Origin of the sequence: Actinoalloteichus hymeniacidonis (genome assembly GCF_014203365.1) — a bacterium.
Taxonomy (GTDB): Bacteria; Actinomycetota; Actinomycetes; order Mycobacteriales; family Pseudonocardiaceae; genus Actinoalloteichus_A; species Actinoalloteichus_A hymeniacidonis.
Genome location: NZ_JACHIS010000001.1, coordinates 5,126,059 through 5,146,674 on the forward strand (window position 1 = coordinate 5,126,059; position 20,616 = coordinate 5,146,674).

19 protein-coding genes are annotated in these 20,616 nt (G+C 68.8%); 14 read left to right on the forward strand and 5 right to left on the reverse strand.

Annotated features, from left to right (window positions below; translation table 11 throughout):
• The first annotated feature begins 230 nt into the window (after nt 1–230).
• Complete coding sequence (locus BKA25_RS21590; protein ID WP_069847102.1) at nt 231–1,340, forward strand: DegT/DnrJ/EryC1/StrS family aminotransferase; 1,110 nt, start codon at nt 231–233, stop codon at nt 1,338–1,340.
• Here BKA25_RS21590 and BKA25_RS21595 read toward each other — a convergent pair.
• Together BKA25_RS21595 and BKA25_RS21600 are read right to left on the reverse strand one after the other, a co-directional pair.
• Complete coding sequence (locus BKA25_RS21595; protein WP_069847100.1) at nt 1,306–2,769, reverse strand: NDP-hexose 2,3-dehydratase family protein; 1,464 nt, start codon at nt 2,767–2,769, stop codon at nt 1,306–1,308. The genes BKA25_RS21590 and BKA25_RS21595 overlap by 35 nt on opposite strands.
• Before the next feature lie 88 nt (nt 2,770–2,857).
• Complete coding sequence (locus BKA25_RS21600; RefSeq protein WP_069847099.1) at nt 2,858–3,463, reverse strand: dTDP-4-dehydrorhamnose 3,5-epimerase family protein; 606 nt, start codon at nt 3,461–3,463, stop codon at nt 2,858–2,860.
• Between the two features lie 663 nt (nt 3,464–4,126).
• On the opposite strand from BKA25_RS21600, the gene BKA25_RS21605 reads away from it, so the two are divergent.
• Entirely contained in the window at nt 4,127–4,957 is an 831-nt protein-coding gene (locus BKA25_RS21605) for a nitroreductase/quinone reductase family protein (protein ID WP_069847097.1), read from the forward strand.
• A gap of 97 nt (nt 4,958–5,054) precedes the next feature.
• On the opposite strand, the gene BKA25_RS21610 is transcribed toward BKA25_RS21605, so the two are convergent.
• Complete coding sequence (locus tag BKA25_RS21610; RefSeq protein WP_216637797.1) at nt 5,055–6,074, reverse strand: LacI family DNA-binding transcriptional regulator; 1,020 nt, start codon at nt 6,072–6,074, stop codon at nt 5,055–5,057.
• A gap of 275 nt (nt 6,075–6,349) precedes the next feature.
• Between BKA25_RS21610 and BKA25_RS28495 the strand changes: the two genes are divergently transcribed.
• The 8 genes from BKA25_RS28495 (at nt 6,350) to BKA25_RS21645 (ending at nt 13,946) form a co-directional block, all read left to right on the forward strand.
• Nucleotides 6,350–6,907, forward strand: coding sequence for a hypothetical protein (locus BKA25_RS28495; protein WP_069847095.1), 558 nt, complete (start codon nt 6,350–6,352; stop codon nt 6,905–6,907).
• Nucleotides 6,837–7,985: an HAD-IA family hydrolase gene (locus tag BKA25_RS21615; protein WP_311734522.1), complete on the forward strand. Its 1,149-nt coding sequence runs from the start codon at nt 6,837–6,839 to the stop codon at nt 7,983–7,985. The genes BKA25_RS28495 and BKA25_RS21615 overlap by 71 nt, the downstream gene beginning before the upstream one ends.
• Before the next feature lie 36 nt (nt 7,986–8,021).
• A complete protein-coding gene (locus BKA25_RS21620; protein WP_216637796.1) occupies nt 8,022–8,939 on the forward strand; it encodes a DUF8171 family membrane protein in 918 nt (305 codons plus the stop codon).
• 57 nt (nt 8,940–8,996) lie between these two features.
• Nucleotides 8,997–10,739 (forward strand): ABC transporter ATP-binding protein, encoded by a 1,743-nt coding sequence (locus tag BKA25_RS21625; RefSeq protein ID WP_084642585.1) that lies wholly within the window; start codon nt 8,997–8,999, stop codon nt 10,737–10,739.
• On the forward strand, nt 10,736–11,572 hold the full coding sequence (locus BKA25_RS21630; RefSeq protein WP_069847090.1) for an energy-coupling factor transporter transmembrane component T family protein: 837 nt from the start codon (nt 10,736–10,738) through the stop codon (nt 11,570–11,572). The genes BKA25_RS21625 and BKA25_RS21630 overlap by 4 nt, the downstream gene beginning before the upstream one ends.
• Nucleotides 11,573–11,704: 132 nt before the next feature.
• Complete coding sequence (locus BKA25_RS21635; protein WP_069847088.1) at nt 11,705–12,046, forward strand: YciI family protein; 342 nt, start codon at nt 11,705–11,707, stop codon at nt 12,044–12,046.
• A 10-nt stretch (nt 12,047–12,056) separates the two neighbouring features.
• Entirely contained in the window at nt 12,057–13,352 is a 1,296-nt protein-coding gene (locus tag BKA25_RS21640; RefSeq protein ID WP_069847086.1) for an RNA polymerase sigma factor, read from the forward strand.
• 66 nt (nt 13,353–13,418) lie between these two features.
• Nucleotides 13,419–13,946, forward strand: coding sequence for a GNAT family N-acetyltransferase (locus BKA25_RS21645; protein ID WP_157420962.1), 528 nt, complete (start codon nt 13,419–13,421; stop codon nt 13,944–13,946).
• 49 nt (nt 13,947–13,995) lie between these two features.
• Here BKA25_RS21645 and BKA25_RS21650 read toward each other — a convergent pair whose 3' ends face one another.
• Nucleotides 13,996–14,928 (reverse strand): LysR family transcriptional regulator, encoded by a 933-nt coding sequence (locus BKA25_RS21650; protein ID WP_069847085.1) that lies wholly within the window; start codon nt 14,926–14,928, stop codon nt 13,996–13,998.
• A gap of 97 nt (nt 14,929–15,025) precedes the next feature.
• Between BKA25_RS21650 and BKA25_RS21655 the strand changes: the two genes are divergently transcribed.
• From BKA25_RS21655 to BKA25_RS21665, 3 genes are read left to right on the forward strand one after another with little or no spacing between them, the layout of a single operon-like run.
• Nucleotides 15,026–16,279, forward strand: coding sequence for an MFS transporter (locus BKA25_RS21655; RefSeq protein ID WP_069847083.1), 1,254 nt, complete (start codon nt 15,026–15,028; stop codon nt 16,277–16,279).
• Nucleotides 16,276–17,526, forward strand: coding sequence for an LLM class flavin-dependent oxidoreductase (locus BKA25_RS21660; protein ID WP_172803738.1), 1,251 nt, complete (start codon nt 16,276–16,278; stop codon nt 17,524–17,526). The genes BKA25_RS21655 and BKA25_RS21660 overlap by 4 nt, the downstream gene beginning before the upstream one ends.
• A gap of 57 nt (nt 17,527–17,583) precedes the next feature.
• Nucleotides 17,584–18,165, forward strand: a complete 582-nt coding sequence (locus BKA25_RS21665) for a GNAT family N-acetyltransferase (RefSeq protein ID WP_069847080.1) — start codon at nt 17,584–17,586, stop codon at nt 18,163–18,165.
• Here the strand turns inward: BKA25_RS21665 and BKA25_RS21670 are convergent.
• Nucleotides 18,152–19,081, reverse strand: coding sequence for a LysR family transcriptional regulator (locus BKA25_RS21670; RefSeq protein WP_069847079.1), 930 nt, complete (start codon nt 19,079–19,081; stop codon nt 18,152–18,154). The genes BKA25_RS21665 and BKA25_RS21670 overlap by 14 nt on opposite strands.
• Before the next feature lie 85 nt (nt 19,082–19,166).
• On the opposite strand from BKA25_RS21670, the gene BKA25_RS21675 reads away from it, so the two are divergent.
• On the forward strand, nt 19,167–20,480 hold the full coding sequence (locus tag BKA25_RS21675) for an aspartate aminotransferase family protein (RefSeq protein ID WP_069847077.1): 1,314 nt from the start codon (nt 19,167–19,169) through the stop codon (nt 20,478–20,480).
• Nucleotides 20,481–20,616 lie beyond the last annotated feature (136 nt).

Sequence of the window (20,616 nt, forward strand, 5' to 3'; positions counted from 1 at the left end):
CGACTCGCCGCCGCGTGCCTGACGGGCATCCGCGCGGCGCGGTACCGGTCGATCGTCACCCGGGAAACCGGCGGTGACAGCCGCTTCGACCAGCGAGAAGACATGCGGTCCACCGTGTCGTCGTCGCGACCGACAAGATCTGGGGTTTGTCACCCACCTTTATCGACTAGGGGTTGCTCGCCTTTTCCGTAGCCGCTTATGTTCCCCAGCGAATAACGGAAGGGGTTATCATGCCGACTCGGGTATGGGATTATCTGCCAGAATACGAGAACGAGCGCGCCGAGATCCTCGATGCCGTCGAGACGGTGTTCTCGTCCGGACAACTCGTTCTCGGCGCCAGCGTGCAGGGCTTCGAGTCGGAGTTCGCCGCCTATCACGGTGTCGAACACTGCGTGAGCCTGGACAACGGGACCAACGCGGTGCGTCTCGGACTCCAGGCGCTAGGGGTCGGGCCCGGCGACGAGGTCATCACCGTGTCCAACACCGCGGCGCCGACGGTGGTCGCGATCGACGCGGTGGGCGCGGTCCCGGTGTTCGTCGACATCCGGCGCGACGACTATCTGATGGACGTCGAGCAGGTCCGGGCGGCCATCACTCCCCGCACCAAGTGTTTGTTGCCCGTGCACCTCTACGGGCAGTGCGTCGACATGGCCCCGCTGGAGCAGTTGGCCGCCGAGCACAACCTGGTGATCCTGGAGGACTGCGCGCAGTCCCACGGCGCCCGGCACCACGGCAAGATCGCCGGGACGATGGGCAAGGCCGCCGCGTTCTCCTTCTATCCCACCAAGGTGCTGGGCGCCTATGGCGACGGCGGGGCCACCATCACCTCGGACGACACGGTGAACCAGAACCTGCGCCGGGCTCGCTACTACGGCATGGAGAAGGTGTACTACGTCGTCGAGACGCCGGGCAGCAACAGCAGGCTCGACGAGGTGCACGCCGAGATCCTGCGGCGCAAGCTGCCCAAGCTCGACGACTACGTGGCGGGCAGGCGGGCCGTCGCCGACCGCTATGCGGCCGGTCTCGCCGACACCGATCTGATGTTGCCCAAGGTCGCCGAGGGCAACGAGCACGTCTACTACGTCTACGTGGTCCGGCACCCACGCCGCGACGAGATCATCGCGCGGCTCAAGGAACGCGACATCCACCTCAACATCAGCTACCCGTGGCCGGTGCACACCATGACCGGCTTCGCGCACCTCGGCTACCAGCCCGGTTCGCTGCCGGTCACCGAGGAGCTCGCCGAGGAGATCTTCTCGCTGCCCATGTATCCCTCGCTGCCGCCGGAGGTGCAGGAGAAGGTGATCAGCGAGCTTCGCGAGGTGCTGTCGACGTTGTAGCCAGGCTGCGCAGACAGACCACCAGGCTGCGGGCCTGCACATTGAGATAGAAGCTGTGCCGCATCAGTTCCGCCAGTTGGCAGACCGTCAGCCAGCGATGATCCCGATGTTCCTGCGCCAGATCCAGGTCGGTCTCCACCACGAGGTAGCGATTGCGGGCGCCGAAGAAGCGCCCGCCTTCCTCGGAGAGGATCGTGTCGAAACGAATCCGATCCGCCTCGGCCGCCAGCACCTCGTCGAGGAAGGGCGGCCGGGCCTCGGCGGGTAGGAGGTCGTAGTTCTGCGGCACGCACTGAACCGTGGGCGCCAGTTCGGTGACATCGGTGTATCCCGGTTCGGTGCGCGCGTGCATCAGCACGTGCAGCACGCCGTCGATGCGTTTCACCAGGAACGCGACCACGCCCGTGCCGACCTGCTCGATCATCGGCTGTGTCCAGCTGGCGATCTCCCGGCCGCCCGCGTCGACCCCGACGCCGATGACGTCGAAGAACAGGCCGCTGTCGTGGGAGATCCGGCCGTCGGCGCGGCGCCAGTCACGGAGTTGCGCCAGTGAGCCGCGTTCGGCATGCAGGTCGGTGCGGATGCGGGTGTCGGTGATCCAGCTCAGCACCTCGTGCGTGGAATGCACCCCGCATTCGGCCTGCTCGGAACGCAGCAGGGCCGCCACGAAGGCGTTCTCAGCTTCCGGGTGCTCGGTCTCGGCGCTGCGCCGCAGCGCGGGGCGGCCACCCTCGAAGGGCAGGCAGGCCAACACCGTCCTGGCGTCCATGTTGACCAGGTCCGGGACGCTGAGCAGTTCGTAGAGCTGATCCAGGCTCAACCAGCAGAAGCCGTCGACCAGCTCTACCTCGCCGGTCACCTCGACGATCATGTTGCGGTTGCGCTTGCGGTAGAACCAGGCGCCCTGCTCGGACTGGCGGGTGTCGGCGATGACGTCGGCCGCGTCCGGGTCGCGGAAGTAGTCGAGGTAGGGCACGGACCGACCGCCGTGGACACGGGTGTAGTTGCTCTTGGTCGCCTGCACGGTCGGGGACAACTGCAGCCCGTTGTGATTGCCCGGCTCGTGTTTGGCCTGCATCAGGCAGTGCAGCACACCGTCGAACTCCTTGACCAGGATGCCCAGGATGCCGACCTCGGGTTGGTTGATGATCGGCTGCGACCAACGCTGCACCGGACCGCTGGTGACCTGGACATCCAGGCTCTCGACGGTGAAGAACTTCCCGCTGCGGTGCCGGATGTGGCCGGTGGTCTCGTCGTAGGCCCAGCCGTCCAACTCGTCCAAGGCGAGCCGCTCGACGGACATGTGCGTGCGGTCGGCGACCACGGCATACCAGCGGTGGAAGGCGTCGATGTCGGCGAACTGGACGCCGCCGGAATTCGCGGACTCCGCGCTGTCCGGTCTGGCCGACGAACGAGAAGGGGCGGACATGAGGGCTCCTTAGCGGGTTCCACAGCGGTTCGACGGCGAGGTCACGACGGGCTGAGGCGAGGCGGGACGCACGGGACGGCCAGATCCGTCAGGGGTTCGGGAAGCCCTGTTGGATCTTGAGACACGTCGCATACTCGGGAAGCAATCCCTGCGTACGGGCCTGCGCCAGCGTCATGGCGGCGCGGTCGCGATCGGACTGGATCAGCTCTAGGTCCGCGGGCAATCGCAGTGCCAGCTCCGCGTCGTGCGGGGTGATCGCGAGTTCGTTGGCGGGCACGTAGTTCTCCGACAGCAGGTAGGAGATCACCGTGTCGTCCTCCAACGCGACGAAGGCATGGCCGACGCCGGGCGGGAAGTACATGGCGCGATGCGAGACGGTGTCCAGGATGGTGCTGTCGGACTGGCCGAAGGTCGGCGAGCCGATCCGCAGGTCGACCACGATGTCCAAGGCACTGCCCCGAGCACAGTGGACGTACTTGGCGGTGCCCGGTGGCGTCCGGCTGAAGTGGATGCCGCGCAGCACCCCGCGCCTGGACCGGCTCTGACTGGCCTGCGCGGTCGGGAAGAGTTTGTGGCCGAGTGTCTCGGCGAAGACGGGTTCCTGGTAATACGAGAGGAATTCCCCTCGGTCGTCGGGGAAGATCTCGGGGCTGAACTCGACGGCCCCCACGACAGCGAGCTCACGCGCCTTCATCCGACTGCGTCACCCGAATCCGATGTGTCGTGCACGCCGACCCCTCCTCGCGCGGGCGCAGGGCCCGCGATTCGCACCGTCCACCACGGCGCCGACAGGTCGCCGGTCGGCACGCGCCCGCGACCTTCGGGGATGCCCGACGGCACCGCGTGGACCTTCACCCGGAAGTGTGAGGAGCGGGGGCATTGCAGGTCAACGGGTTAGGGGTGGCTCACCGGGAAAGTCAGGGGTGGGGTTCGAACGGCGTCGATCGACGGAATTAGGGGTGCACGTCGACCGGCGATCATGGTGGCGTGGCGAAGGCCGACCCGCCGATCCGGACCGCGCAACCGCAGTTCGGCGTCGCCGTCGGCAGCGAGTGAGGGGCCGATACGCCGCAGGTGCCCCGAAGCCACGGGAAACGACGACTACAGCTTTCTCGGTGTCGTGATGCCCAGACGATGTGCTAGCTTGCCCGCGTGACTGCCGGGTCGGCCATGGGCCACGATCGAGGAAGTTACCCGGCTGGCGCGTGACGGCCGGGTGGGCCAGAGGCCCGCCTCTCCAGGTGTGTAGGTATCGGTTCTCCTTTCCGAGAAGTGGCGTCAACGCTGCTGTTCTCCCGCATGATCCAGCCGAATCCGGCGGATCGCGGAACCACCGCACCTGGAGATTTGTTTGAGCGTGTCCATCCATTCCGATCAGAACCTCGTCGAGGAATTCCGTGCCAACCGAGGAAACCTCGGCGGCCGGTTCGCAGACTCCCGCATCCTCTTACTGACCAGCACCGATTCCGCAGGCGCGAAGCACACCACACCCGTCGCCTACCTCCAGGATGGCCTCGGGCGCCTGTTGGTCATCGCCTCGGCGGATAGCGCGGGATCACCACCTGCCTGGTATCAGCACATCGTCAGCGAGCCGAACGTCGAGGTCGAGACCGGTTCCTTCACCTTCCCGGCGGAGACGATCGCGCTGGAGGCCGAAGAACGTCAGGAGGCCTTCGACCGCGCGGCCGAGGCCGACCACCGGCTGGCGGACGAGCAGGCGCGGACCGCTTCGCTGATTCCAGTGCTCGTGCTGAATCCGCTCGGTGGGAGGCCGAACGGCGACACCTGGTCGGAAAGTCTCAAGATCATTCACGACGCGTTCCGCCGAGAGCTGCGCCTGCTCCGCAAGGAGATCGCCGCATCCGGGCCACGGTTGGGTGCGCAGTTGCGGATCAACTGCCTCTCCTTGTGCGCAGGCCTTGGCCACCACCACACGATGGAGGACTCCGGAATGCTGCCCGCCGTCGACAGAAGCCACCCCGAGCTGGCGGACGCGACCCGGCGGCTGCGCGAGGAGCACCAGGCGGTGAAGCTGCTGCTCGAGGAACTCCAACGTGTCGTCTCGACCGCGAACCCCGACCCCGTCGTGCTGCTCGCGGACGTGGAGCGGCTCACCAGCGAGGTCGAGAATCACTTGGACTACGAGGAACAGCAGCTGTTCCCGATCCTCGACACCCTCACGCCCTGAGTCGGCGGGCCGCGATGACTCGCGGCCTAGAGTGATCGACGCGGGGCGTTCGAGGTCGGTGTTCAGCCTCGTTCTTCGCGTGTTGCCTACGAACCGATCAGTTCACCGTGCCCGCCGCCCGCCCGGTGGAGCCTCGGACCACCAGTGTCGGTTCGACGACCTCGTGGCGGGCGTCGGCGCCGCCGAGCATCTCGGTGAGGATGTCCATCGCCAGTCGCCCCATGGCGAGTCGAGGTTGGTCGACGCTGGTGAGGCCGGGGCGCACCGAGGCGGCGAGGTCGGTGTTGTCGTAGCCGACGATGCTGAGGTCCTCGGGGACCCGTAGGCCTGCGTCGAGGGCGCCACCGAGGATCGAGGCGGCGCGACGGTCGTTGGAGGCGAAGACGGCGGTGGGTGCGTCCGCCCTTCGGACGAGGATCGAATCGAGCAGTTCGGTCTCACCGCCCGCCTCGGAGTCGAGAACCTGGATGCCCTCGGCGTAACCGAGGGCGGTCATCAGGTCCAGATAGGACTGTTTTCGCGCGGTGGCCGCCGCCCGGTTGGAGTGCGTGAGATGCGCGATGCGGCGATGACCGAGGGAGGTCAGGTGCTCCACGGCGAGGCGGGCGCCGCGTTCGTCGTGATTGGCGACGCCGCCCACGGTGTCGGGTAGTGCGGGTGGACGTCCGACGACGACGGTCGGTTTCCGGCGGGCCGCATCGCGGAGTAACTGCGGGTCCAGCAGGGCCGAGATCACCACGATGCCGTCGACGCCGAGCGCGAGGACGTCCTCCAGCCGTTGCGCCAGCACCGTCGCCTCGCGACGGCCGTGGCTGATGATCACGCCGAGGCCCTGTTCGGCGGCCGCGTCTTCGATGCCGTGCACGATGTCGGTGTGGTAGGTGTTGTGCAGATCGTTGAGCAGCACGCCGACCAGCTGGCTTCGGCCGCGCACCAGGCTGCGCGCCCAGAGGTTCGATCGATAGCCGATCTCGTGCGCCACCGAGAGAATGTGCTCCCTGGTCGCCGATCCGACCCCGGCGTCGCCCCGAATCGCCAATGAGACGAGCGATTTCGAGACTCCGGCGGCCCGTGCCACGTCGATGATCGTCGGCGATGGCCGCTGTTGGTTGGACACGGCTCAAGTTGTATCAAATGCCCACGGGAGCCCCGCCGCTGCTCAGGCAGATGTGGAACGCTCCAGCTTTCATCTCTAGAACGTTCCAACTCCCGTAACCATTCCGGGGTCGCCACGTCACCTTCACGACCTAGCGTCCCCGCCATACCTCGCGTCAACCCGGCAGGCCGAGTCCCGACAGACGCCCTCGGCGGCCGATCGCACCAGACCGTCTGCCACCGCAGGAACCGGCGACCGGCCACCTTTCGCTTCGAGGCAACACGAAACGAGTCCCGATGAACTATGCGAACCCCGACACCGGACGCACCGCGCTGGACCACGTGCCGGACGCACTACTCCTGGACTTCGGCGGCGTGATCTTCGAGACCGTCAAACACCCGCAGGGCCGCGCGGAGTTGGCCACCCGCATCGTCGAACTGCTGAGAAGGGCCGGTCAGCCGCTCGAAGCCGGGTTCGTCCGCCGCTCGCTGGATGCCGCGCTCACCGCGCTCAAGCACTGGAAACACGCGTCGAGCCGCCGGGTGGAGCCTCGCGAGCTGACCCATCGGGAGATCGCAGCCGACTTCCTGGCCGCCGACTACCCGCCCGGCCCCCGCGACGTGCTCATCGCCGAGGCTGCGGAGGTACTGGACCTGGTCACCTCGACGCTGTCGGCGCATGTCATCCGCCCGGGCATCGGCAGGTTGCTGGCCTGCGTCCGCCGAACGAGGCATCCCGCTCGGGATCGTCTCCAACGCGCATTCCGGCCGCAGCCATCGGCGCATCCTCGCCGAACACGGGCTCGATCGGGCCTTCGGTGTCCAGGTGTACTCCGACGAGGTCGGCATCCGTAAGCCGAATCCTCGGATCATCGAACTGGCCGCGACCGCGTTGGGTGTCACCGCCGACCGATGCTGGTATGTCGGTGACACGCTGGATCGCGACGTCGTCGCGGGCCGCCGGGCCGAGGTCGCCGCCGTCGTGGTGACCAGGAGCCACCACACCGACGCGCCGCCCTTCGGGGTCGCCGCCGAACCGGACGCGGTCTTCGACACCCCGGAGGGCCTGGCCGACGCCCTCGAAGCAGCCGGACCGGCACGAAGCCCGGTACGCACCTCGATTCCAGCCGCGAAGCCGGCTCGGGCCGCGCTGCTCATCGACCACGGCGGGGTGATCTCCCATTCGCAGCCCGATCCCGACGCCATGGGCGAGTTCGCCGCCGAGGTGGCCCGCCGGTTGACCGGGGCTGGCGAACAGGTCGCTCCCGCGCAGGCGTTGGAGCTGATCGAGAAGGGCCGCGAGCGGCACCACCTTCGCAAACAACAACGCCACCGGGCACACGTCGAGACCGGGGCGCCGCTGGCCGAGGTGCAGCCCGTCGACTTCTGGCGCGACCTCGTCGGCGCCGAGCTGCCCGAACGGCAACGCGCGATCCTCACCGCCGAGGCCTTCGATCTGATGCACCTGTTGGGACGCGCCAAGAGCCGCCGCATCCTGCGCACCGGCGTCCGAGAACTCCTGGAGACCTGCCGCGATGCCGGCCTTGCGGTGGTGGTCGTGTCCAACACCATCAACGGGCGTGCGGTGCGCGCGCAGTGCGCCGAGCACGATCTCGACGGGCTGATCGGCGCCTACGTCTGCTCCGACGAGGCAGGCGTGCGCAAACCCGACCCGACGATCGTGCGGGAAGCACTCCGGGTCGCGGCCGCCGATCCCGCACGCACCTGGTTCTACGGCGACAAGCCGGAGAACGACGCCGAGGCGGCCCGGGCCTGCGGCATCACCCATCGCGTGATCGTGCGCGGTGGCAGCACTCCCGACGAGACCGTGGATCGGGCGTTGACCAGTGGACTCGTCACCACCGCAGTACCCGACGCCGGGCAGCTGGCGGCGCTCATCGCCGCCGAGCACCGCACCGACGCCGATGCCTGACTCATCCCGTCTGCCGATGGACAAGGAACTCGCATCGTGAGCTCGTCGCCTGACACCGAATACGTCCGCGCAGGCGAGCTGCGCGGCGGGCCCGCCGGAACTGCGGGCGGGTTACGCGCCCCGCAGAAGCTGATGATCTTCGTCCTGTCGATGGCGCTCTTCGGCCTGGCGAACATCATCCTGGAGATCATCCCGGACATCACGATCGGACCGGTCGACGTCTCGGTCGCCTACTTCGTCTTCGTTCCCCTCACGATGGTCACCCTGTTCAGCCCGTTCTGGGCCGCGCTCGGTGCCCCGCTCGGCGAGATCGTCTTCACCGACCTGCTGATGGGCGACTTCTCCGGCCTCGCCGAGGTCGAGGGCTACCTCCAGATGTTCCTCGCGCTCTACATCGCGGGATCGATCGTCCGCAATCCAAGGAACCGGGGTCAGCTCGCCATCGCGGCCATCACGGTCGTGGTCATCGACAAGGCGCTCTCGGCCATCGTCGATCTGTCCAAGGTCTGGATCGGCGTCGAGGACGCCGAGTTCGTCGAAGGGCTGCCCGAGTCGATCCTGCTGCTGGAGGGCATCGGCTTCGGGGTGGACATCGTCATCAGCGGTGTCCTGTTCGGCATCCTGCCCGCGTTGTGGCTGGTCCCGATTCTGCACGGCAAGATCGAGCCGCTGCTCGGTCTGCGTCCCCGAGTGCCGGGGCAACCGTTCCACGGCGCCGCCCCGGGGTCGGCCTGGTTCGTCTCCCTCGCCGTGCTGCTGGGCATCGGATCGTTCTTCTTCGCCTTCCTGGAGGCGTGGGATCTCAACGTCGGCACCTTCGAGCCCGGCTTCATCGACGAGTTCGGCGCCGGGTTCCTCTGGGCCAGCGTCGCCGCCATCCTCGTGGTCGCCGCCATCGCCATCGGATTGTTCGCCGCCGCCAAGCGCCGGGGCGAACGGGCGGACCGCGACTAGAAGCACCGAGGCCGAGTTCGAACCGGGCCGCCGACCGCGTCGATCGAGAGACTGGCAATGCCGAACATCATCGAGATCACCAACCTCAGTTTCCGCTATCCGGGAGCCACGCAGGACACGCTGCGCAATGTCGACCTGACCATCGAGCGCGGTGATTTCGTCGCCGTGGTCGGTGGCAACGGTTCGGGCAAGACCACCCTGTGCAAGACCCTCAACGGGCTGGTGCCGCACTACTGGGCGGGCGAGTTCGCGGGCATGGTCCGCGTCGATGGCGTCGACACCTATGAATCGTCGGTCGCGGCGCTGTCGAGCCGGGTCGGCTACGTCTACCAGGATTTCCAGAACCAACTCGTGCGGCCGACGGTCCGCGACGAGGTGTCGTTCGGGCCGGTGAACTTCGGCCTGGACGACCACGCCGAGCGCACCGACGAGGCGTTGCGAGCGCTACGCATCGAGGAGTTGGCCGACCGGTTCGTCTGGCAGCTCTCCGGTGGTCAGGCGCACCTGACGGCGTTGGCCTCGGTGCTGGCGATGCGCCCCGAGATCATCGTGGTCGACGAGCCGGTCGCCGAGCTGGACCCGGCCCGCGCCAGGGAGATCTACCAGAATCTGGCCGCGCTCAACCGGGAACTCGGGATCACCATCATCACCATCGAGCACCATGCCGAGTTCGTGGCCCGCTATGCGAACTCGGTGGTGCTGATGGCCGACGGCGCACCGGTCTGGCATCTGCCCGTCGCCGAGGCCATGCAACGGGCCGCCGAACTCGAACAGCACGGCATCCCGGCGCCGCAGGTGGCCAGGGTCGGTCTCGGTCTGGGGATCGAGGTGGTGCCCCGCACCCCGGTGGAGGCGGCCGGGCTGATCCGCGCGGCCGGGTTGTCGCCGCGATCGGATTGGCGGCCCACCGACGCAGATCAATCCGACGGCGGGAAGGTCGTCGCGAGCACGCACCGGGTCGCCCACGGCTACAAGACGGTCGGCGGCGCGTTGCAGACGGTCTTGCCGGGTCTGGGTCTGGAACTCCGTGCGGGGCAGCGGGTCGCCCTCGTCGGCGGCAACGGCGCGGGTAAGACCACGCTGTTGAAGCTGCTCGCGGGCATCACCGTCGCGCGCGAGGGCGAGGTCGTGATCGACGGGGTGAACACCCGTTCCCAGCCTGCGCATCGGCTGGCCGACCGGGCGGCGTATCTCTATCAGCATCCGCAGCAGATGTTCCTCACCGACAGCGTCCGCTCCGATGTCACGCTCTTCCCGAAGGGACGGCGGGTGGCCGACACGGCGGAGTTGGTCGATCGAATCGTCGAGCGGGTCCGGCTGACCGAACTCGCCGACCGGGACGGCCGGACGCTCTCCGGCGGGCAGCAGCGGCGGGCCACGCTGGCGATCGGGCTGGCGATGCGGCCCACGCTGCTGTTGTTGGACGAACCGACCTCCAGCCTGGACGTCGCCAGTCGCGACGACGTCACGGCGATGCTCGACGAGCTGGCCGACAGCATCGAATGCACCGTGATCGCCACCCATGACATGCATCTGGTCGCGGAGTGGGCCAGCAGGGTGATCGTGCTCGACGGCGGGCGGATCGCCGCCGACGTCACCGCGCGGGAGTTGTTCGGCGATCCCGAGCTGCTGGCCAGGGCGAATCTCGTGCCACCGCAGATCACCGAGTTGGGCCTGGAACTCGGGATGCACCCGGTCCCGTTGCGCGTCGAGGAACTGCTCGAAGCCTGTCGACCGGATCCGCTCGGGTCGCAGGCCGCGGGCGAGACGCCCCTACTTCCGGTGGGAGAACGCCGGTGACCAACCGAAAGCAACACGACGTCCTCTCGGTGGAGTGGGTCAAGCTCGAACTGATCCGCACCGCCTATGCGACCAGGGGCGGCCTGTTCGCCACGATGGACCCCCGGATGGTGATCGGCTGGTATCTGGTCTTCGCCGTCGCACCGTGGCTGACCCACAACCTCACCGTGCTGGCGCTGCTCTTCGCTGCGGGCGTGGTCTCGATCGTGTTGGCCAGGGTCGGGCCGTTGATCCTGGGGCTGTTCGTCATCGGCCTCGGCTTGGAACTGCTCTACATCGTGATCGCGGCGTCCTTCTTCGGCGGCGACCTCGCCACGTTGGTGGCCCTGCTGGAACTCACGCTGAAACTCGGTGCGGTGTCGTTGGCGAGCATGGCGGCCTTCGTGTCGCTCGACCCGGAGAAGCTGTCCGACGCACTGTTGGCGCTGCGGATGCCGTCGATGCTGGCCTTCGGGGTCAGCTACGGCTATCGGATGTTGCCGATCCTCATCGAGGAGTTCAGCACCGTCTTCGAGGGCTACCGGCTTCGCTCGGCCGCGCCCGCCAGGCGTGGGTTGCTCGGCTGGCGGGTGCTGGTGCACTGGTCGCGGCTGGTGGTGCTGTGCTTCTATCCGATCTTCCTCAACACCGCGAAGTCGGTGCGCACCACGGTCGAGGCCCTGGAGACCAGGGGGTTCACCTATGCCACGGTCGACGGTCGGGGCCGCAGGATCCGGCTGAGCTATCTACGATTCGGCTTCCGCGACTACGCGGTGCTGGCCGGGACCGTGCTGTGCATCGTCGGGTTCTTCTGGGCCGGTGCGGTGTGGCCGGTCTACCGGACGGCGGGCTGAGTAGGCGGAGCAGAGTCGCCGCGCGGAGGATTCGGCGAAAGAAATCTCGGTCGGGCTGTCGAAAGGCGGGATGCCCGTTCGTCGTCATCCCGTACGGCGACCGCCGGACGAGTCCAACCCGAGGAGCCCAGAGTGAAGTACATGCTGTTGATCACCGCCGACACCGGACCGGACGCCACGCAGAACGAGTGCAGCGTCGAGGAATGGCTGAGCTTCGACGCGGCCGCCAAGGACGCCGGGGTCCTGGTGGACTCGGCCCAACTGGCGGATCTGACCACGGCGACGGCCGTGCACGTCGACTCCGCAGGCAACCGCACCATCACCGATGGTCCGTTCACCGAGTCCCGCGAGGTCCTGGGCGGCTACTACGTGATCGACGTGCCGAACCTCGATGTCGCGCTCGACTGGGCGGCCCGCTGTCCAGGAGCACGGGACGGCGGTTCGCTGGTGGTCCGCCCGGTCGCGGAATTCTGAGGTAGCGAGGATGACCCGGCGAGCAGCCGAAGGACCCGAAACATCGGTGGGTTCGCCCGTCGAGGCGGCCTTCCGTGAGGAACACGGCAGGCTGCTCGCCGCCCTCGTCCATCGCTTCGGCGACCTGGACCTGGCCGAGGAAGTGGCGGCCGAGGCAATCGAAGCGGCGTTGACGCACTGGCCGGTCGATGGGGTGCCGAGCAAGCCCGGTGCCTGGTTGTTGACGACGGCTCGACGGCGGGCGGTCGACCGGTTGCGCCGGGACAAGACCTACGCGACCCGGATCGCCGTGCTGCAGGCGGAGGCTGATCGCGCCGAGCCCGCACCTCGGGTCGAGGGCGGCGGGCTGCCCGACGAACGGTTGGAGCTGTTCTTCACCTGCGCGCATCCGGCACTACCCGCCGATGAGCGGGTGGCGCTGATGCTGCGGTGTCTGGCCGGTCTGACCACGACCGAGGTGGCGCGGGCGTTCCTCGTGCCCAGCGCCACGATGGGTCAGCGGATCGTCCGCGCGAAGAAGAAGATCCGGGTGGCCCGCATCCCGTTCCGGGTGCCCGACGCCGAGGAGCTGCCCACTCGGCTGCCCGGTGTCCTCCAGGTGATCTATTCGATCTTCACGGAGGGCTACGCGGCCAGCTCCGGCCCGCAGCTGCAACGACTCGATCTGGCGGAGGAGGCCATCCGGCTCGCCCGGATCCTGCGCTCGCTGTTGCCGGGTGAGCGCGAGATCGCCGGGCTGCTCGGACTGCTGCTGTCGGTGCATGCGCGGCGCGCCGCCCGCAGCGGTCCGCACGGCGAGATCGTGCTGCTCGACGAGCAGGATCGCGGCCGGTGGGATCGGCCGATGATCGACGAGGGCCGTGCGCTGGTGGTCCGGTCGCTGACCGGCGGAAAGCCGGGGCCCTACGGGGTGCAGGCCGCGATCGCCGCACTGCACAACGAGGCGAGCGGGGTGGAGGCCACCGATTGGCCGCAGATCGTGGCGCTGTACGACGTGCTGGTCGGGCTCGCGCCCTCGCCGATCGTGGCGATGAATCGCGCGGTGGCGGTGGCGATGCGCGATGGCCCGGCGGCGGGACTCGCGCTGTTGGCCGAACTCGCCGATGAGCCGCTGCTCCGCCGTCATGCGCCGTTTCGCACCGTCCAAGGCGATCTCCTGAGCAGGCTCGGGCGGCACGCCGAGGCCGCCGACAGCTTCCGGCGGGCACTCGAACTCGCCGGTTCCGAACCCGAGCAGGACCACCTGCGGCGGCGGATCGCGGCAGCGGAACAGCAGAGCGGCTCGGCCGGTCCGATGGCGGATTGATCGACGCACCGCAGCTCACGGCCCGGCCGCAACACGCAGGCGACGTCGGCCGGCTAATCTCGGCCGGTGTCAGAGGACCGGAGGATCCGCGCCGCGACCCGCGAGGACGCCGCAGCCTGCGCGGCGATCTACGCCCCCTACGTCACCGATACGGCGATCAGTTTCGAGGAGGTGCCGCCCACCCCGGCGGAGCTGGCCGATCGCATCGAGCAGGCGCAGCGTGGTCATGCCTGGCTGGTGGTGGAGGACGACGGTCGGGTGGTCGGTTACGCCTACGGCAGTCCGTTCGCCTCCCGTCCGGCCTACCGGTGGTCCTGCGAAGTCAGCGTCTATCTCGAACTCGGCAACCGCCGGACCGGCGCGGGCCGGGCGCTGTATGCGGCGCTGCTCGATGTGTTGGCGCAGCGCGGTTTTCGGACCGCCGTCGCCGGAATGACCCTGCCGAACCCGGCGAGCGAGGGTCTGCACCGGGCCCTGGGCTTCGAACCGGTCGGGGTCTTCCGAGACATCGGCTGGAAACACGGCCGGTGGCACGACGTCGCCAGGGTCCAACGGCGTCTCGGCACCGAGCACGGGGCGCCCGCCGAGAGGTAAGGCGTGTCGGGCTCGCGGAAGCCCGCTGGTCGTGATGGGCGATCCGCGATCAGGACACCGCCGCGCACGCGGGCAGACGTTCGGGTGGATCGGCGGCGAACTCGTCGTGCAGCAGTTCCGCGAGCGACGCCAACTGTTCGCCCGCGTGTTCGGTACGCCAGACCAGGGCCAGCTGCGAGGGCGCCAGGCCATCGACCGACAGGTAGCGCACATCCTCGCGGAGCGTGCGCTGAGCGAGTGGGCGGCAGAGGAGCATGGCGTGTTCGCCGCCCGCCACCAGGGCGAGGCCCTCCTGGATGGTGGTGATGCCCGTGCTGGACCGGATCGGAGCGCCCGCCGGGGTGGCGCGCGGGACGCGGGCGTTCATCCAGTATTCGGGGGCGTCCCCGCTGCGATGCAGCAGGTCGAGGTTCGCCAACTGCTCGATGTCGGCCTCGCCGCGGGCCGCGAGGGGATGTGCGGCGGAGACCGCCAGCAGCTGATCCTGCGGTGGGAAACGAAAGCCGATCGACAGCGCGGCCTCGTGCACGGGCAGCTCGACCACCACCGCATCGACCCGGCCGTCCAACAGGGCTTGGAACGGCGAGCCGAGCGGGATCTCGCTCAACATGACGGCCACGTCATGCTCGGCGCGCAGCCTGCGGAAGGCGAGCGTGATCTCCTCGTAGACGCTGCCGTGGAAACCGATCCGCAGCTCGCACAGCGTTCCCCGGCCCGCGCGCTGCCTGGCATTGGTGAACACCATGTCCAGCGCCGCATAGGCGGGCCGAACCTCGTCGACGAACTGCGCGCCGAAGCGGGTCAGCGCCACCCGCCTGCTGGTGCGCTCGACCAGCCGCGCTCCCACCCTGGATTCCAACCCGGAGACCAACTGGCTGACCCGACTCTGGGAGCAGCCCAGTCTCGCGGCCGTGTGTCCGAAGTGCAGTTCCTCCGCCAACACGAGCAGGCATTCGAGCTGCTGGAGTTGCAGCTGATTCATCGCGCCCTCCCGCCCATGCTGGATCGATCATTCTGGCTCATCGAACGATGAACAGATCGTCGTTGTTCCCCGAAAAAACCGGCTGTTGACTGACTTTATGGGTTTGTCGATGCCGGTCGGTACCGCCGGTCCGGATTCTGTTCGCACCACCGCACGCCAATGGCTGGCGGTCGCGGTGCTGGCGTTGAGCACCTTCATCGTGGTGACCTCCGAGATGCTGCCGGTCGGCGTGTTGACCCCGATGGCCGATGGGTTGCGGATCTCGACCGGCACCACCGGCTTCAGCCTGACCATCACCGGGTTGGTCACGGCAGGCGTCGCGCCGCTGGTGCCCCGGTTGCTGGGCGGGCTGGACCGACGGCTCGTGTTGGCCGTCGCGATGGTTGTGCTCGCGCTCGGCAATGTCTTGACCGCCGCCGCACCCGGATTCGCGCTGCTGGTGGTCTCGCGCATCGTGCTCGGAGTCGGGATGGGCGTGGTGTGGGGGTTGGCCGCCGCCGTCGCACCCCGGCTGGTGGCACCGCGCAACATCGCGTTGGCGGTGTCCTTCGCGGTCAGCGGAGTCGCGGCCGCCTCGGTCATCGGGGTGCCGCTCGGCACGCTGGTGGGCAATGTCCTCGGGTGGCGGGCCGCGTTCGTGATGCTGGCGGTGGCGGCCGTGGCCTTGGCGGGCGGCCTGCTGCTCGTGCTGCCCAGGCTCCCTCGGCCGAGCGCATCGGCGAGCACGCAAGCCGAGGCGCCTCGGGGCGCGCTGTGGCGCCGCGCCGCCGTGTTGACCGGTTTGATGGCGGTCGTCTTCCTTGTCACCGCGCATTTCGCCGCCTACACCTATGTGCGTCCCATCCTCGAGGAACGCACCGGGCTCGATCCGGCGGCGGTCGCGCTGCTCCTACTCGTCTACGGCGTCTTCGGCTTGGCGGGTAACTTCGCGGCCGGTGCGTTGGCCGCGCACCGCGCCAGGGCCACGGTTCTGCTGTTGGCCGTCGGCATCGGCGCCTCGATCGTGCTGCTGGCGCTGTTCGGCACCGCCGGTGTGCCGACCTCGATCGCGATCGGCCTGTGGGGCCTGGTCTACGGCGGGTTGTCGGTCGCAGGACAGACCTGGATGACGCAGGTGGCGCCGGATCGAGTCGAACAGGTCACCGGTCTCTACGTCGGAGTATTCACCGCAGCCATCGCGCTGGGCGCCTTCCTCGGCGGCACCATCGTGGAGACTGCGGACATCGGCATCCTGCTGTGGAGCGCGGGTCTGCTCGCCGTGGTGGCCTTGGTCGCCGCGCTGGTCGGGCCCGGACCGGCGCCCCGGTCGCGCCCCCGCAACGAGGACGCGGCTCCGGTCGGTGCGCCGTGAGAGCTCAGCGCAGACCTCTGCTGTTGCTCAACGCCGCTTACCTGCCGTACAGCCACGATTGGCGGTCCGCAGCGGGGCGCGCGAACTCCCCGTTCGAGGCCGAGACCTTCATTCGTGCGGCGCGGCAGGCCGAGGCCGCGGGTTTCGATGCCTTCTTCCAGGCCGACTTCTCCGGCGTCAATCGGGTAGCCGCCCGGACCGGGCGGCCGATCAACACCGTCGAACCCTTCCAACTCGCCGCGCTGGTGGCCGCCACGACCAGCCGGATCGCGGTGCTGCCCACGGTGTCCACCCTGCACACCCATCCGTTCACCTTCGCGCGCAACCTGGCGAGTCTGGATCGGCTCTCGCGCGGTCGGGCCTGGATCAACGTCGTCTCGTCCTTCCGCCCCGGCACGGCGCTCGGAGTCGCCCGCGATACCACCGCCGCCGACCGCCACGCCCAGACCGAGGAATTCCTCACGGTGGCCAGGCGGCTGTGGACGAGTTGGCCACCGCAGGCGACCGAGCCGGACCGGCAGACCGACCGATTCATCCGCGACGACCTCATCACCGATGTCGACCACGATGGTGCGTTCTATCGCCAGCCCGGTCCGATCGATCTGCCGCCTTACTCGGCGGAATTCCCCTTCACCCTGCAGGCCACCTCATCGCTGGCGGGTCTGCGGCTGGCGGCGCGCAGTGCCGATGCGGTCTTCGCGGGCACCCCGACCCTCGGTGCGGCCCGCGCGCTACGGAGTTCGCTGCGGCGGGAGACCGAACAGGCGGGTCGACACGCCGACGAGGTGGCGTTGCTGCCCGGTGCCTTCCTACAGATCAGCCGCGATCCGGCCGAGGCGGCGGCCCTCGCCCGCGCCGAGGGTACGGCGGCGAAGACGCCTTCGGCATGGGCGGCGGTGCAGCGGCTGAGAGCCCGCTTTCCCATGCTTGAGCTGGCCGATGTGTCGCTCGCTGATCCGCCGCCGCGCGGCTTGCTCAGCGCGGACCCGGCGGAAGTACTCGCGCTGCACGGTTCGCGGGCGCTGCCGCTGTGGGATCTGGCCCGGACGCCCGGTCGATCGCTCGGTGAGCTCGCGGTCGCCGAGGCGGCGCTGGGCGAACATGCCCGTTTCACCGGCACGCCCTCGGAGATCGCCGTTGAGCTGCGGCGCTGGTTCGACGAGGGCGGCGTCGACGGTTTCCAATTCATCCTCGGCAACGACTTCACCGCGTTGTGCTCGGAGGTCCTGCCCCGGCTACTCGGTTGACTCCGGGTCGCGACAAAGGAGTCGACGCCTGCGGCCGAAACCGGCGAGACTTCCCCGATGACCACCACCCCACTGCGGATGCCGTCCGTCGCGCCGACGTTCGGGCGAGTTCGGCTGCGCGCGTTCCAGGAGCGCGACGTGGCCATGCTGCGCGATATGTCGACCGATCCGTATGTGCCGACGATCGGCACGCTGCCCGCCGACGCCGACGAGGCCGATGCGCTCGCCTTCATCGAACGACAGCGGCAACGCCTGACCACCCGCACCGGCTACTCCTTCTGCATCGCCGACGCCACGACCGACGCGGCGCTGGGAAACGCCGGTCTGCACCTGACGCAGATCGCCACCGGCCGCGCGACCGCCGGTTACTCCGTCGCCCCGAAAAATCGGGGCAGCGGAATAGCGGGGCAAGGGCTCACCGCGTTGACCCGGTTCGGCTGGACACTGCCGGAGCTACACCGCATCGAGCTCTACATCGAGCCGTGGAACATCGCCTCGCAGCGCACCGCCGAGGCGGCGGGCTACGCACGCGAGGGGCTGCTGCGCAGTCACCAGGAGATCGCGGGCAGGCGGGTGGACATGCTGGTGTACGCGGCGATCCGCGCGGACGGGCCCGACATCGGGGCTACTCGCGGGTGATCCGTTGTCTCGGCGCTGCCAGGGCGGGCAGGTCGGGGTGATCCCGCAACGCCGCGACGACCGCGTCCACCGCGGCTCGCTGGGTGGCGCCGCGCCGGACGACGATGGTGACGTTGCGGCGGACCGGGGTGCTCAACTCCCTGGTGACCACGTCGTGCTCCGGGGTGACGGCCAGGGCGGGTAGCAGGGCGATCGAGCGATACGACTCGACGTGCCGCAACAGCATCAGCGTGTTGCTGAAGCGGCAGGCCACTCGGGGTTCGAAGCCCGCCTCACGGCACAGCCGGGTCGTCAGGTCGGCCATGTAGGAGCGGGGCCGGTCGCACGCCCAGGTCTCCTCGGCGCAGGCGGCGAGGTTGACGGTCGGGCGCCGGGTCAGCGGGTGGCCACTCGGTAGCACCAGCACGATCGTGTCGGTGCCCAGCGGGATGATCTCCAGGTCGGCACCCCAGGTCAGGCCCGAATAGTCGGTGGTGGTGACGATGACGTCCGCCTCCCCCGCCCGCAGCGCCGCGCCGCTCTCGTGCGGCTCCAGCTCGATCAGTTCGAGGTGCAGGTGGGGATGGGTGGCGGCGAGCCGGGTGGCCGTGGGCACCGCGAGGGTATAGATCGCGCTCTGGAAGACACCGAGCCGGACGGTGCCGATGGGCTCGTCGTTCAGTGCACGCAGATCGGCCTCGGCCTCGGCCATCTGATCCAGGATCTCGCGGCCGCGCCGGGCCAGCAGCAGGCCGGCCTGGGTGAGTCGGACTCGGCGGCCGGTGCGTTCCAGCAGTTGGCAGCGGGTCTCGGTCTCCAGCACGGCCAGTTGTTGGGACACCGTCGAGGCACTCAGGTGCAGTGTCTCGGCCACGGCACGCACCGTGCCCAGGGTGTCGAGCAGGCTGAGCAGGCGAAGTCTCCACGAGCTGAGCACGCCTAAGACTGTACGGTTCCACCGAACAGAACCATGCGATTTGTGCGATGGACACGCGCAGCGATGCGTCCCTACCGTCGAACGCATGCCTACCGAGACAGCCCCGGTCGATCCAGCGCGCCATCTCATCCGCTACGCAGGTAGATCCCCCTTCACCCCCGAGGTGATCGCCCGCGCCGCAGGCACCTCGATATTCACCGAGAGCGGCCGGGAGCTGCTCGACTTCACCTCCGGCCAGATGAGCGCCATCCTCGGGCACTCGCATCCGGCGATCGTCGAGACGGTCCGCGAGCAGGTCGCACACCTCGATCACCTGCACAGTGGCATGCTCAGCCGCCCGGTCATCGAACTCGCGGGCCGCCTCGCCGACACGCTGCCCGACGGTCTGGACAAGGCCCTGCTGTTGACGACCGGCGCGGAGTCCAACGAGGCCGCCGTGCGGATGGCCAAGCTCGTCACCGGCAAGCACGAGATCGTGTCCTTCGCCCGGTCCTGGCACGGCATGACCCAGGCCGCGGCGGGCGCCACCTACAGCGCGGGGCGCAAGGGCTACGGGCCTGCAGCACCCGGCAACTTCGCGCTCCCGGTCCCGCACAGCTTCCGCCCCGACATCGTCGACGCCAACGGCGCCCTGGACTGGCGGCGGCAACTCGACCTCGGTTTCGACCTGATCGACGCCCAATCGGTCGGCAGCCTGGCCGCGTGCCTGGTCGAACCGATCCTGAGCTCCGGCGGCATCATCGAACTCCCGCCCGGCTACCTCGCCGCGCTGGCCGAGAAGTGCCGCGAGCGGGGCATGCTGCTGATCCTCGACGAGGCGCAGACCGGGCTGTGCCGGACCGGCGACTGGTATGCCTTCCAACACGACGGCGTCGTCCCGGACATCATCACCCTGTCCAAGACCCTCGGGGCAGGCCTACCGCTGGCCGCTGTGCTGACCAGCGCTGAGATCGAACAACAGGCCCACGACAAGGGTTTCCTGTTCTTCACCACCCACGTCAACGACCCGCTGCCCGCCGCGGTGGGCAACACCGTCCTGGACGTGCTGACCCGCGACCGGCTCGACGAACGGGCCCGCGAACTCGGCACGATGCTGCTCGGCGGCCTCGGCGATCTCGCCGCCCGCCACGAGGTCGTCGACGACGTCCGTGGTCGCGGGCTGCTGATCGGCGTGGAGCTGGCAGGCGAGGACGTCTTGGGCGCGGGCGGAGCCGACCGGCTCGGCGCGGCGATCACCCGCCGCTGCTTCGAACTCGGACTGCACATGAACATCGTCCAACTGCCCGGGATGGGCGGCATCTTCCGCATCGCACCGCCGCTGACGGCGAGCGACGCCGAGATCGCCCGAGGCGTGGCCATCCTCGATGAGGCCATCACCGACGCGGTGCGCGAACTGTGAGCCGTCCGGCTCGCTGAGCACCCGCCCCACCAAGCCACCGGTGTCATGGGGGTCACCGGTGGGGATGCCGCGCTGTCCCGGTGGTCGTCGACGATGCCGATCTCCGGGGCGGCCTGCGGCTTTCGCAGGCAGGCGC